The organism is Methylobacterium currus (genome assembly GCF_003058325.1).
Classification (GTDB): domain Bacteria; phylum Pseudomonadota; class Alphaproteobacteria; order Rhizobiales; family Beijerinckiaceae; genus Methylobacterium; species Methylobacterium currus.
Genome location: NZ_CP028843.1, coordinates 4,295,917 through 4,307,842, shown reverse-complemented (window position 1 = coordinate 4,307,842; position 11,926 = coordinate 4,295,917). Strand labels below are relative to the sequence as shown.

Annotated in this window: 13 protein-coding genes and 1 pseudogene; 4 read left to right on the top strand and 10 right to left on the bottom strand. The window is 71.4% G+C overall.

The window, feature by feature from the left end; all coding sequences use genetic code 11:
* Positions 1–14: 14 nt before the first annotated feature.
* Both DA075_RS20035 and DA075_RS20030 read right to left on the bottom strand, forming a co-directional pair.
* Positions 15–395, bottom strand: a pseudogene (locus DA075_RS20035) (type II toxin-antitoxin system VapC family toxin); the annotation flags it as partial.
* Positions 392–649 (bottom strand): type II toxin-antitoxin system Phd/YefM family antitoxin, encoded by a 258-nt coding sequence (locus DA075_RS20030; RefSeq protein WP_099954710.1) that lies wholly within the window; start codon positions 647–649, stop codon positions 392–394. The pseudogene DA075_RS20035 and the gene DA075_RS20030, both read right to left, overlap by 4 nt.
* Before the next feature lie 161 nt (positions 650–810).
* Here DA075_RS20030 and DA075_RS38590 point away from each other — a divergent pair, with 161 nt between their 5' ends.
* The gene (locus DA075_RS38590; protein ID WP_099954709.1) at positions 811–957 is read left to right on the top strand and encodes a DUF1902 domain-containing protein; all 147 of its coding nucleotides are present in this window, start codon (positions 811–813) and stop codon (positions 955–957) included.
* 131 nt (positions 958–1,088) lie between these two features.
* On the opposite strand, the gene DA075_RS20020 is transcribed toward DA075_RS38590, so the two are convergent.
* The 5 genes from DA075_RS20020 to DA075_RS20000 all read right to left on the bottom strand — a co-directional run bounded on the left by DA075_RS20020 (position 1,089) and on the right by DA075_RS20000 (position 7,193).
* On the bottom strand, positions 1,089–1,868 hold the full coding sequence (locus DA075_RS20020; RefSeq protein WP_099954708.1) for an ABC transporter permease: 780 nt from the start codon (positions 1,866–1,868) through the stop codon (positions 1,089–1,091).
* Position 1,869: 1 nt separating this feature from the next.
* Positions 1,870–2,781: an ABC transporter permease gene (locus DA075_RS20015; RefSeq protein ID WP_099954707.1), complete on the bottom strand. Its 912-nt coding sequence runs from the start codon at positions 2,779–2,781 to the stop codon at positions 1,870–1,872.
* The gene (locus DA075_RS20010; protein ID WP_099954706.1) at positions 2,778–3,884 is read right to left on the bottom strand and encodes an ABC transporter ATP-binding protein; all 1,107 of its coding nucleotides are present in this window, start codon (positions 3,882–3,884) and stop codon (positions 2,778–2,780) included. Before DA075_RS20010 ends, DA075_RS20015 begins: the two co-directional genes overlap by 4 nt.
* Before the next feature lie 393 nt (positions 3,885–4,277).
* Positions 4,278–5,840: a DHA2 family efflux MFS transporter permease subunit gene (locus DA075_RS20005; protein ID WP_099954705.1), complete on the bottom strand. Its 1,563-nt coding sequence runs from the start codon at positions 5,838–5,840 to the stop codon at positions 4,278–4,280.
* A gap of 174 nt (positions 5,841–6,014) precedes the next feature.
* Positions 6,015–7,193, bottom strand: a complete 1,179-nt coding sequence (locus tag DA075_RS20000; protein WP_420813063.1) for an HlyD family secretion protein — start codon at positions 7,191–7,193, stop codon at positions 6,015–6,017.
* Positions 7,194–7,459: 266 nt separating this feature from the next.
* On the opposite strand from DA075_RS20000, the gene DA075_RS19995 reads away from it, so the two are divergent.
* Positions 7,460–8,092, top strand: coding sequence for a TetR/AcrR family transcriptional regulator (locus DA075_RS19995; protein WP_244936236.1), 633 nt, complete (start codon positions 7,460–7,462; stop codon positions 8,090–8,092).
* Here the strand turns inward: DA075_RS19995 and DA075_RS19990 are convergent.
* From DA075_RS19990 to DA075_RS19985, 3 genes are all read right to left on the bottom strand, one after another.
* A complete protein-coding gene (locus DA075_RS19990) occupies positions 8,071–8,766 on the bottom strand; it encodes a Rossmann-fold NAD(P)-binding domain-containing protein (protein WP_244936234.1) in 696 nt (231 codons plus the stop codon). The two genes, DA075_RS19995 and DA075_RS19990, sit on opposite strands and share 22 nt — an antisense overlap.
* 6 nt (positions 8,767–8,772) lie before the next feature.
* On the bottom strand, positions 8,773–9,042 hold the full coding sequence (locus DA075_RS37615) for a Rossmann-fold NAD(P)-binding domain-containing protein (protein WP_244936232.1): 270 nt from the start codon (positions 9,040–9,042) through the stop codon (positions 8,773–8,775).
* A 99-nt stretch (positions 9,043–9,141) separates the two neighbouring features.
* Positions 9,142–9,597, bottom strand: a complete 456-nt coding sequence (locus tag DA075_RS19985) for an Lrp/AsnC family transcriptional regulator (protein ID WP_099954702.1) — start codon at positions 9,595–9,597, stop codon at positions 9,142–9,144.
* An 84-nt stretch (positions 9,598–9,681) separates the two neighbouring features.
* Between DA075_RS19985 and DA075_RS19980 the strand changes: the two genes are divergently transcribed.
* Positions 9,682–10,755 (top strand): pyridoxal-phosphate dependent enzyme, encoded by a 1,074-nt coding sequence (locus DA075_RS19980; RefSeq protein WP_099954701.1) that lies wholly within the window; start codon positions 9,682–9,684, stop codon positions 10,753–10,755.
* Positions 10,752–11,924, top strand: a complete 1,173-nt coding sequence (locus DA075_RS19975; RefSeq protein WP_099954700.1) for an amidohydrolase — start codon at positions 10,752–10,754, stop codon at positions 11,922–11,924. The genes DA075_RS19980 and DA075_RS19975 overlap by 4 nt, the downstream gene beginning before the upstream one ends.
* The last annotated feature ends 2 nt before the right edge of the window (positions 11,925–11,926 follow it).

Here is an 11,926-nt window from a genome sequence, read left to right as displayed (position 1 = left end):
TTTTGAGCCGTGCTCAGCGCATTCGTCACATCGGTGTGGGCGAAATCGTCGCCGACGAACAGCAAGGGGCATCCGCGTGCCGTAGCCAACATGTCGGCGAAGCAGTCGCCCAGGTTCAGGCCGGCCGGATGCACGCCCTTGCCCCACGTCGCGTACGCGGCCGCGCAATCATACGCCACGGCCGCCGTGACGGGGAAGATCTCGAACGCGAGATCATCGACCAGGGCCCTCACGCCCTCGGCAACGTTCCGCCGCCCTGAGACGATCATGGCTTCGGCCGACGTGCCGGCCGAGATGAGGATGTGCGGTTCGGCGACGAGCACGGCCGTGCAGGCTGCGGCCTGCGCTTCGTCCTGAGCAATGGCCATCAGCGCGGAGGCATCTACCACGATCACCGTGGCAGACCCTCATCGTCGTAGAGGAAATCCTGGCTGCGGGCGGCCGATGGACCTGGCGTCGCCTTGGCGCGGCCGGCTTCCCGTAGCGCCAAGATGATCCGCTCCCGCTCCGCCACGGATTGTGGTGCCGTGACCGGCACCAGCCGTACGGCGGCCCGGCCCTGGCGTGTGAGAATCACCTCGTCCCCGGTTTCTGCGCGTCGCACGAGGTCGGCCAGTTGTCCTTCTGCTTCCGTCACGGAGACCTTCATGCGCGTCGTCCCGATTCGTGTTCAGACAGGAGATTGGACCGTGCTGTGGCCTCGTTCAACATACCCGCTGCCACGATGCGATCAGGGTCGGATGCCGATTTGCGCCGCTGAAGATCGCATCACCCTCCGCAACGATCGTCTCGCCATTCCAGGGTCGCGCCATGCCTCCACCCGCCATCCGGATCGCCCACGATCCCGAGGCGAACGTCTGGTACGTGCACAGGAGCGACGTGGGAGACATGAGCGCCGAGGCGCCGACCGCCGAAGCCCTCATCGCCCGCATCCCAGTCACGATTGCCGCGATATGAACGAACCCGTCCCGCTCCGTATCGTGATCGGCTAAGCAGATGTCGCAAAAGCGATTGCCGATGTTGCGACAAAAATCTGCGACAAAACAAGGGTCAAGCAGACGTGCGCTGGCTTGCCAGCGCACGTCTGCTCAGCGTCCCCGCCGCCCCGTCAGCACCGAGGCCCCCAGCACCGTCAGGCTCACCGCCCCGATCAGCAGGGTCGAGATCGCGTTGATCTCCGGGGTCACGCCGAGGCGGACCTGGCTGTAGAGGCGCATCGGCAGGGTGGTGGCGCCGGGCCCCGAGACGAAGCTCGCGATCACGAGGTCGTCCATCGACAGGGTGAAGGCGAGGAGGAAGCCGGCGATGACGGCCGGCGCGATCAGCGGCAGGGTCACGGTGCGAAACACCGTGACGGGCGCCGCCCCCAGGTCGGCGGCGGCTTCGAGGAGCGAGCGGTCGAGATGGCGCAGGCGCGCCTGCACCACGACAGCGACGAAGCAGAGCGTGAAGGTCGCGTGAGCGATCACGATGGTCCAGAAGCCGCGGGGAATCCCGAGGCCGACGAAGAGCAGCAGCAGCGACAGGCCGGTGATCACCTCCGGCATCACCATCGGGGCGTAGACGAGCCCGGTGAGGAGCGGCCGGCCGGGGAAGCGCCGGCGTCCGTCCAGCGCCAGAGCCGCCAGTGTGCCGAGCACAGTCGCGAGGCCCGCCGAGGCGAGCGCCACCTTGAGGGTGACGAGGGCGGACTCGACCAGCGGCCCGTTGTCGAGGAGGCCGGCATACCAGCGGGTCGAGAATCCGGCCCAGACCGTGACGAGGCGCGACGCGTTGAACGAGTAGACGACCAGCAGCAGGATCGGCCCGTACAGGAAGGCCATCCCGAGGCCGAGCGCGGCCCAGGCGAGCGGGTGGGCGCGGCTCATCTCACGGGCGCTCCAGGCGGCGGGACTCGGCCTCGCGGAAGAGCACCACCGGACCCGCCACGATGACGAGCAGCACCACCGCCACCGCCGAGGCGAGCGGCCAGTCGCGGTTGGAGAAGAACTCGCTCCAGAGCACCCGCCCGAGCATCAGGGTGTCGGGCCCGCCGAGCAGGTCCGGGATGATGAACTCGCCGGTGATCGGGATGAAGCACAGAAGGGCGCCGGCAACGAGGCCGGGCAGCGACAGGGGCAGGGTCACGGTGCGGAACGCGGACAGCCGGCTCGCCCCGAGGTCGCGGGCGGCCTCGATCAACCCGCGGTCGAGGCGCTCCAGCACCGCGTAAAGCGGCAGCACCATGAACGGCAGGTAGGCATAGACCACCCCGATCATCACCGCCGCCGGGGTGTTGAGGATCTCGATGGGCTTGGCAATCAGCCCGAGCGCCAGGAGCGCCTGGTTGATGAGCCCGTCGCCCTTGAGGATCGCGATCCAGGCGTAGACCCGGATCAGGAAGCTCGTCCAGAACGGGATCACCATCAGGGCGACGAGGAGCGGCTGCCAGGCCTTCGGCGCCCGCGCCATGGCGTAGGCGATCGGGTACCCGACGAGGATCAGCAGCGCGGTCGCGGACAAAGCCACGGTGAGCGAGGTCAGGCCCGCCTCGAGGTAGAGCGGGTCGGCGGTCAGCGTGCGGTAATTCTCGAAGTCGAGGGCGGCGAGCACGTCGGCCCAGCCGGCGAGCCCCGCATCCCAGTCGAGCACCGGGGTATAGGGCGGCAGGGCCGTCGCCGGGTCCGACAGGCTGATCTTGACGACGACGAGGAACGGCAGACCGAAGAAGGCGAGGAGCCAGAGGAGCGGGAAAGCCGGCAGACGCAAGCGCCGCAGGGACTCGCGCAGGGGCGCCCTCATGCGGGATCCGCCGGCAGCAGCGAGGCAGCCTCCGGCGCGAAGGCGAGGTGCACCGGGGCGCCGACGGCCGGTCCGGCGCCGGGAGGCCCCGAGGCCCGCAGCACCTGCCCGTCGGCGAGGCCGACCCGGTAGAGGATTTTTTCCCCGAGATAGGTCGCGTCGAGGAGCGTGCCGGCCAATCCCTCGGTCCCGCCTTCTCCGGCAAGCCGAAGGCACTCCGGGCGCAGGGCGAGCAGGCCCGGGGCGCCCGTAGGCCCGGCGCCGTGATGGTCGAAGGCCCGGAGCATCCCGAGCGGCGTGTCGAGCCCGCGCAGGGTCCCAGCCCCGCCCTCTGCGAGCCGGCCCTCGATCAGGTTCACGTCGCCGAGCAGCCCGGCGACGTAGCGGGTGGCCGGGCGCTCGTAGAGCGCGGCGGCCGGTCCGACCTGGACCAGCCGGCCCGCCGCCATCACGCCGATGCGGTCGGCGAGCACCATCGCCTCGGCGGGGTCGTGGGTGACGACCACGAAGGTGGTGCCGAGCCGGCGTTGCAGCGCCCGCAGCTCGGCTTGCGTCTCCTCCCGCAACGCGCGGTCGAGGGCGCCGAGCGGCTCGTCGAGGAGCAGCACCCGGGGCCGTTTGGCGAGCGCCCGGGCCAGCGCCACCCGCTGGCGCTGGCCGCCGGAGAGCTGGTCGGGCCGGCGTGCGCTCAAATGGTCGAGCTGCACCAGGCGCAGCATCTTGGCGACACGGGCGGCGACCTCGGATTTGGCCAAGCCTTCCCGCTCCAGCCCGTAGGCGACGTTCCCCGCCACGTCCCGGTGCGGAAACAGGGCGTAGGACTGGAACATCATGTTGATTGGCCGGCGATGCGGCGGCACCCCGGCGAGGTCCTGCCCGTCGAGCAGGATGCGTCCGGTGCTCGGCTCCTCGAATCCGGCGGTCATGCGCAGGAGCGTGGATTTGCCGCAGCCGGAGGGCCCGAGCAGGCAGAACACCGCGCCGGGCGCGAGATCGAGGTCGACGCCGTCGACGGCGAGATGGTCGCCGAAGCGCTTCGACACCGCCTCGAAGCGGAGGCGGCCGGTGGCGGGCGGGGTCGTGGAGGGAACGGGCGTCGTCACGTCGTCCGGGCGGCGCGGGCGGGCGGGAGGCCGACATCTAGCCCGGGAAGGCCATGCCCGGGAAGGGCTTCGCGCGGGGCGGCATGCGTCCCGGGCGGGGCGGGACTGGCCCGGTGCCCGGGACCGCTCTTTTTACCGCAAGCGATCGGTTCGTACCCGAGATGTCCTTGGACCAACGTCGATGACGCAGGGTCTTGGAGATGTCGGCGACCGCGTGTATTGTTCTCGACGACACGCGTGATGCCGTCCGCCGCGTCCATCGACCCGGATGGCGTCCGCATCTCCTCCCGAGACGTGTCGCAGACTTGGCGTCTCTCTCCATCCGGAGGGAGGCGCTTTTCTGTGTGGCGGGTGCGAGCCTCTGCCCCGCAGCCTGGGAGCGCGCGAGGCTCCTCAATGCGCGTCGGCTCCCGCCCCGCCCGGGCGCGGCCGGCGGATCATCGGCGTGGCGCAGGCCATCAGGACGAACAGCACCGTCAGGATCAGGAACACGTCGGAGAAGCTCATCAGCAGCCCCTGCACGCGCACGGTGTTCATCATCGCCTTCAGAGCCATGGCGTCCGGGTTGCCGGCAAGCCCCGAGAAGCCCTTGGCCATGCTGTCGAGGCGCTCCAGCACCATCGGGTTGGTCCAGGTGAAGCGCTCGTGCAGGCGCGCGAGATGCAGGTCCCAGCGGTCGTTCAACGCCGTGTTGATCAGCGCCAGGCCCACCGCGCCGCCGAGGTTGCGGGTGAGGTTGTAGAGGCCCGAGGCGTTCTTCATCCGGGCCGGCGGCAGGGTGCCGAGCGCGATGTTGTTGATCGGGATCATGCACAGCATCAGCGAGCAGCCGCGCAGAACCTGCGGCAGCAGGAGCTCGTAGAAATCCCAGTCCTTGGTGATGCCGGTCACGATCCAGGTGCCGGCGGCGAAGCCCGTGAAGCCGATCGCCATCATGATCCGCGGATCGACCTTGGCCGAGAGGCGCCCGGCGATGGGAGCGGTGGCGAACATGCACAGGCCGGAGACGAACATCGTCTCGCCGATCTGCAGGGCCGAGTAGCCGCGCACCCGGCCGAGATAGACCGGATAGAGGTAGGTCAGGCCGTAGAGGCCGATGCCCATGACGAAGCTGAACAGGCAGCCGCCGGCGAAGTTGCGGTCCGAGAAGGCGCGCAGGTCGACGATCGGCTGCTCGGCGGTGAAGGCCCGCCAGAAGAAGCCGATGCAGGCGATGCCGCACACGATCGCGGCGGCGAAGATCGCCTCCTCCTGGAACCAGTCGTGGGTCGGTCCCTCCTCCAGCACGTATTCGAGGCAGCCGAGGAACGCCGCCATCAGGCCGAGGCCGGTCCAGTCGAAGCGCTTGAGCAGGTCGAGGTTCGGCTTGTCGAAATCGACCAGCAGGTAGGTTGAGATCGTGACGAAGATGCCCGGCACGATGTTGACGAGAAAGAGCCAGTGCCAGTCGAACAGGTCGGTGAGGTAGCCGCCGACCGTCGGGCCGATGGTGGGGGCGAGCGTCGCCACGAGGCCGATCATCGGCGAGACGATGCTGCGCTTGGAGGCCGGGAAGATCGTGAAGGCCGAGGCGAACACCGTCGGGATCATGCCGCCACCGATGAAGCCTTGGGCGGCGCGCCAGACGATCATCTCGCCGATCGACGACGAGGTGGCGCACATCAAGCTCATCAGGGTGAAGCCGCCGGCCGAGATCACGAACATCCAGCGGGTCGAGAGCACCCGCGACAGGGTGCCCGAGAGCGGGATCGAGATCACCTCGGCGATGAGGTAGCTCGTCTGCACCCACGGGATCTCGTCGGCCGAGGCCGAGAGGCCGGCCTGGATCTCGGCGAGGGAAGCCGAGACGATCTGGATGTCCAGGATCGCCATGAACATCCCGAACACCATGCAGACGAACGCCACCATGCGGCGGCGGTCGATCGGTGCGTCGGCGGGCGCGGGGGTCGCGGCCATGTCTTCGGTGCCTGCGTCAGGGAGAGATGGACGAGTCTGCGTGGCTCGTCCCGACGATGCTGAAGCGCCTCTCCCCTCCCCCACATCGGAGAGGGAATCCCGCGCTCGGATCCTGTCAGGATGGATCAGCGTAATCGTTGCGAGCCGGCCCGAGGGCCCGCAGTCACGTCGGCCTCAACGGCCCGCCGTGCGCACCGACGCCGGGGCGGCCCTCTCCGACACCGCCTGGTGCGGCTCGATCGGGGCCGGCGGCTGCGACTCGTCGAGGCCGCGGGTGTCGACCCGCACCACCACCGAGAGGCCCGGCCGCAGCAGGCCCTCGCGGGCGACCGCCTCCGGCACCCGCACCCGGACGGGGAGGCGCTGGACGATCTTGGTGAAGTTGCCGGTGGCGTTGTCCGGCGGCAGCAGGCTGAACACCGAGCCGGAGGCCGGCGACAGGCTCTCGACCGTGCCGACGATGTCGCGGTCGGGCCAGGCATCGACCCGGATATGGACCGGCTGGCCGACCCGGACCCGGCCGAGCTGGGTCTCCTTGAAGTTGGCGTCGACCCGGGCGCTCTGGAGCGGCACCAGCGCGGCGATGCGCGAGCCCGGCGCCACATAGGCCCCGGCCTCCGTCGCCTTGTTGCCGATCACCCCGTCGAAGGGCGCGCGCAGGACCGTGAAGGACAGGTCGCGCTTCGCCCGGTCGACCGCGGTGCGCAATTCGGCGGCCAGGTTCTCGGCCTCCTTCGTCTGCGCCTCCAGCACCGCGACGTTGGCCTGGAGGGCGATCAGGTTGGCCTCGGCGCCCTTCACGGTGGCGTCCGAGCGGTCGCGGTCGGCGCGCGACTGCTCCAGCCGCGCCTTGGCGGCGAACTCGGACTGCGCCAGCTGCTGCTGACGCTGGTAGTCGGCCGCGGCCCGGACCTGATCGGCCTTGGCGGCGTCGATCTGGGCCCGGCCCTGGAGCACCTGGGCACGGGCGGCCTCCGCCTGCCGGGCGATGCGCGCGATGGTGCTGGCTTGGGTCGCCAGCTTGTCCTCGGCGGCCTTCAAGGCGAGGCGGTAATCGCCGTCTTCGATCCGCGCGATGACGTCCCCGGCCTTGACCGCCTGACCGTTCACCACCGGCACCGCCTCGAGATAGCCCGAAACCTTGGCGGCGAGCGTCGAGATGTCGGCCTGGACGTAGGCATCGTCGGTCGAGACGAAGAAGCGGCCGGTCGTCCACCATTCATGGCCCGCGTAAGCCCCGTAGGCGCCGCCGCCGAGGACGAGCGCAGCCAGGATCAGACGGCGCAAGGGGCGCTTGCGCTTGGCGGAGGGAGCGGCCGGAGGGGCGCTGACGGGCGGCGCGGCTTCGGCCATGGGGGCGCCCTTCGCAGGACCTGCCTTCTGGGGCGCCTCACCGGCGGGCCGGCCCTGCGCGTAATCGTCTCGGAACGCCATCGTCAGTCACCCGTCCTCGGGGATCCCCCCGCCACCATCGACCGAATCGGTTGACGGCTCTCGAACAGCCGGGATACTACGTTGACCGAACCGTTCGGTCAATCGATCCTGTGTGCGATGCACAAGCCCGATTGATCGCCGCCGCCGCACTCCCCACATTGGCCTTCGACCCTATGGCCCCGACGATGAGCGACGCTTCCCTGAGCCCCCCGCCCGCCGACACCGACAAGCGCCGCCAGATCCTGGACGGGGCCCGCGAGGTCTTTCTCGCCAGCGGCTTCGACGGGGCCAGCATGGGGGCGATCGCCAAGGCGGCGGGCGTCTCGAAGGGCACGCTCTACGTCTATTTCGAGAGCAAGGAGGCCCTGTTCGAGGCGCTGACGATCGAGGAGAAGCGGACGCTCGCCGAGAACATCTGCCGGCTCGACCACGACGACCCCGACGTCGCCGCCGTGCTGCGCCGCCTCGGCACCAGCCTGATGGAGGCCATGGTGCGGCCCGACCACATCGCCTCGGTGCGGATGGTGATCGGCGCGGCGGAGAAGTTTCCGCGCTTCGGCCGGGCCTTCTACGAGGCGGGACCGCTGCTCGGCCGGGCGCGCTTGCGCGCCTATCTCGACGCCCAGGTCGACGCCGGCCGCCTGCGCCCGATGGATTCCGACCTCGCCGCCCGCCACTTCTTCGACCTCTGCGCCGCCACCACGATGCGCCGGCTGCTGTTCTCCGTCGGCGACCCGCCGACCGAGGCCGAGACGACCTACTGGATCGCCGAGGCGGTGCGGGTGTTTCTCGCGGCCTACGGGCCGGAGGGGCGGTAGCCCCGCTCCGCGTGCCAGGCGGCCAGCAGCGCCGCTTCCTCGCCGATCGCCAGGCCGGTGACCGGGCCACCGCCGGCCTCCAGCCCGCGCAGCGTGTCGCGGGCGGTCGCCTCCAGCGGCCGCACCGTCAGCCCTGCCGCGAGCGTCGCCGAGACGTCGCGGGAGGCCTCGCCGATCGTGTCCGGCAGCGGAAGCGGCAGGGAGAACGGACCGGGGTCACGACCGACGCCGTGACGGCCGAGGACATCCGGATCGACCCAGGTCGCGGTGTATGGTGCGCCGAGGGCGGCGGCGCAGCGATCGAGGAAGGCGCGGCGGGTGCAGTCAGGGCCGACGGCGTCGAACCGCCCGACGAGGCCGGTTTTCGCCGCGCGGACGATCCAGCCCGCGAGGTCGCGCCCATCGATGACCTGCACCGGGTCCCCGGGCTCGGCCGGCGCCAGCGCCTCGCCGCCCCGGGAGAGCCGCGCGATCCAGTACGAGAACCGCCCGGTCGGATCGCCCGGGCCGACGATCAGCCCGGCGCGGCAGATCAGGGCGTCGCGGCCGAAGGCCCGCTCGCAGGCGACCGTGGCGGCGCCATAGGGGCCGTCTTCCGCAGGTGCCAGGAGCGGCGCCGTATCGGTCCGCTGTCCCCTCGTCGTGGTGTCGGCGTAGACGCTGGTCGTCGACACGGAGGTTCAGTGTCCGACGTGCCCGTCGAGCGCCGCCCGCGCCCGCCGGACCTGATCGGGACGGCGCGCCACGTCCACGGCCGCGTCGAACCGCTCCCGCCCGAGCCCTGCCACTCCGTCCGGCCGGTCGCGGTCGATGGCGACGAAGCGGGCGCCCGGCGGAGCCGATCCCGAGAGGCCGCGCGCGGCGCAGGTCACGGCGTGGCCGAGCCCGGTCGCGGACGCGGCGATCGCCCGTCCGAGGAACTGCGTGCCGCCGAGCACCAGCAACCGCATCCGCCGCGCCCATCCGGCCACCCGGGCCGTCGGACCCCGATCGTCAGACCCCGATCGTCAGGCCCCGATCGTCAGACCCCGATCGTCAGGCCCCGATCGTCAGACCCCGATCACCTGCCGCATCGCCACCAGCGTCCGGAACGCGCGCACGTTCGGGTCGTCGTGGAACACCGCCCGGGTGAAGGCCTCGTACTCCGCCATGTCCCGCAGGCGCAGCTCCAGCACGAAATCGGCCTCGCCGGTCACGTACCACGCCGCCCGGACCTCCGGACGCTCGCGCAGGCGGCGCACGAACGCGTCGAGCCGGTCGGAGGTCTCGCGCTCCAGCGAGACGAGCACGTGCAGGCAGAGCGGGGTGCCGAGGATTGCCGGATGCACCAATGCCACGTCGGCGACGATGACGCCGTCCTGGCGGAGCCGCCGCAGGCGCCGCAGCACCGCGCTCTCCGACAGGCCGACGCGCTCGGCCAGGATTCGCGCCGGCGTCAGGTTGTCGGCCTGGACCGCCGCGAGCAGGGCGTGGTCGAACCGGTCGAGGGTGGCGCTTTCCGGCATGGATCGCTCGCGAATGGCGAAAACCGCCGCACGCTAGCACGATTTCGGCGCCAATCGTCGTGCGGTTCCGGCATCCTCCCGGTCATGACGAACTCCGCCCCTCCCCTGCCCGCCGCGGCGATCGCCTCCGCCCTGCGCGATCTTGATCCGGCCTATGCGCCGACGCCCCTCCTCGCGCTGCCGGCCCTGGCGCAGCGGCTCGGCGTCGCGCAGGTCCTCGCCAAGGACGAGGGGCGCCGGATGCTCGGCAGCTTCAAGTCGCTGGGTGGCACCTATGCGGGCCTGACGGCGCTCGCCCGCGCCGCCGGGATGGACCTGCCCGCGCTGCTGGCGGCCCGGCCTTCCGGCCTTCCGGCCCTGGTCTGCGCCAGCGACGGCAATCACGGCCTGGCGGTGGCCGCGGCGGCGCGGTTCGCCGGCGCGCCGGCGCGGGTCTTCCTGCATGCGGGCGTGCCGCCGGCGCGGGCGCGGCGCATCGCCGACGAGGGCGCCGAGATCGTCCGGATCGCCGGCACCTACGACGACGCGGTCGAGGCCGCGGCGGCGGCGGCCCGGGCGGGCGCCGGCCTGCTCGTCGCCGACACCACCGACGATCCCGAGGACGGCATCGTGCGCGACGTCATGGCCGGCTACGGCGTGATGGCGGCGGAGATCCGCGACCAGACTGGGGCCCGATCGCGCCCGACCCATCTCTTCGTCCAGGCCGGCGTCGGCGGCCTCGCCGCCGCGATGGCCGAGGGGCTGGCCGGCTGGCTCGAGCCCCCCGGCCTCGTCGTGGCGGTGGAGCCCGAGCGGGCGGCCTGTCTCGCCCCGGCGCTGGCCGCCGGCCGGCCGGTCCGGGTGCCGGGGGACCTCCACACGGCCGCCGAGATGCTGTCCTGCGGCGAGGCCAGCGCTCCGGCGCTCACGGTCTTGCGGCGCCACGGCGTCCGGGTCGCGACCGTGACCGAGGCCGAGCTGATGGATGCCCCGCAGGTTCTCGCCGAGGCGGGCGGCCCCGCGACGACGCCCTCCGGCGCCGCGGGCCTCGCCGGTGCCCTGGCGATCCTCGCCGATCCGGCCCGGGCGGCGGAGTTCCACCTCGATCGGGACAGTCGTCTCCTCGTCCTCGTCACAGAGGGCACCCTGCCGGAGGATGCGTCGGAGGAGCCGCGATGACGACCGATTCCGCCCACTCGCCCCCCCTCTTGCATGATGTGGTCGCCTGGCGGCGCGACCTGCACGCCCATCCCGAATTCGGCTTCGAGGAGCGGCGCACCAGCGCCTTCGTGGCGGCAAAGCTGCGGGACTTCGGCCTCGACGAGGTCGTCGAGGGAATCGGTGGGACGGGCGTCGTCGGCACGCTCCGGCGCGGCAGCGGCAAACGGTCGATCGCGTTGCGCGCCGACATGGACGCCTTGCGCATCCTCGAGCAAGGTGCGCACCCCCACCGCTCGCGCAACCCAGGCACCATGCATGCCTGCGGCCATGACGGCCACACGGCGATGCTGCTCGCCGCCGCCCGGCAGCTCGCCACGGAGGGCGGCTTCGACGGCACGGTGCGCTTCCTGTTCCAGCCCGCCGAGGAATGGGGCCGCGGCGCCCTTGCGATGCTCGAGGACGGGCTGATGGAGCGGTTCCCCTTCGACGAGATCCACGGTCTCCACAATCTGCCGGGTCTCGGGCTCGGCCGTCTCGAGACGCGTCCCGGCCCGATCATGTCGGCGGAGGACAATTTCGAGATCGTCCTGCGGGGCGTCGGCGGTCACGCCGCCCGGCCGCATGCGGCCAACGAGGTGCTGGTCGCGGCCTGCGCCACCGTCATGAGCCTCCAGACCATCGTGTCGCGCCGCCTCGATCCGACGGAGATCGGGATCGTCTCGGTGACGGAGCTGATCACCGACGGCACCCGCAACGCCCTGCCGGGGCAGGCGCGCATCCTCGGCGACGCGCGCAGCTTCCGGCCCGATATCAGCACCGAGATCGAGCGGCAGATGCGTGTGGTCGCGGAGGGCACCGCCCGGGCCTATGGCGTCGCAGCCGAGGTCGCCTATACCCGCGAATTCGTGCCCCTCCTGAACGATCCGGCCCTCACGGAAGAGGCCCTGGCCGCCGCCGCCGCCGCGCTCGGGGCGAAAGCCGTCGCCGTCGCGGGGGCGCCGATGACCGGATCGGAGGATTTCGCCCGCTTCCTCGCCCATGTGCCCGGCTGCTTCGTCTTCCTCGGCAACGGCGAGGCCTCGGCGCCGCTCCACAACCCGACCTACGATTTCGACGATGCCGCCCTGCCCTTCGGTGTGGCCTACCACGTCGCCCTCGTCCGCCGCCGCCTGCCCGTTTCTCCCTGAGG

What these genes read in the sequence shown, in the direction of transcription:
- DA075_RS37615 (WP_244936232.1), bottom strand. Translation starts at nt 9,042, where the DNA reads ATGCGGTTGCTGGTGCTCGGCGGCACGCAGTTCCTCGGACGGGCGATC.
- DA075_RS20030 (WP_099954710.1), bottom strand. Translation starts at nt 649, where the DNA reads ATGAAGGTCTCCGTGACGGAAGCAGAAGGACAACTGGCCGACCTCGTG.
- DA075_RS19980 (WP_099954701.1), top strand. Translation starts at nt 9,682, where the DNA reads ATGACGAACTCCGCCCCTCCCCTGCCCGCCGCGGCGATCGCCTCCGCC.
- DA075_RS20000 (WP_420813063.1), bottom strand. Translation starts at nt 7,193, where the DNA reads ATGGCCGAAGCCGCGCCGCCCGTCAGCGCCCCTCCGGCCGCTCCCTCC.
- DA075_RS19975 (WP_099954700.1), top strand. Translation starts at nt 10,752, where the DNA reads ATGACGACCGATTCCGCCCACTCGCCCCCCCTCTTGCATGATGTGGTC.
- DA075_RS19985 (WP_099954702.1), bottom strand. Translation starts at nt 9,597, where the DNA reads ATGCCGGAAAGCGCCACCCTCGACCGGTTCGACCACGCCCTGCTCGCG.
- DA075_RS20020 (WP_099954708.1), bottom strand. Translation starts at nt 1,868, where the DNA reads ATGAGCCGCGCCCACCCGCTCGCCTGGGCCGCGCTCGGCCTCGGGATG.
- DA075_RS20005 (WP_099954705.1), bottom strand. Translation starts at nt 5,840, where the DNA reads ATGGCCGCGACCCCCGCGCCCGCCGACGCACCGATCGACCGCCGCCGC.
- DA075_RS20015 (WP_099954707.1), bottom strand. Translation starts at nt 2,781, where the DNA reads ATGAGGGCGCCCCTGCGCGAGTCCCTGCGGCGCTTGCGTCTGCCGGCT.
- DA075_RS19995 (WP_244936236.1), top strand. Translation starts at nt 7,460, where the DNA reads ATGAGCGACGCTTCCCTGAGCCCCCCGCCCGCCGACACCGACAAGCGC.
- DA075_RS38590 (WP_099954709.1), top strand. Translation starts at nt 811, where the DNA reads ATGCCTCCACCCGCCATCCGGATCGCCCACGATCCCGAGGCGAACGTC.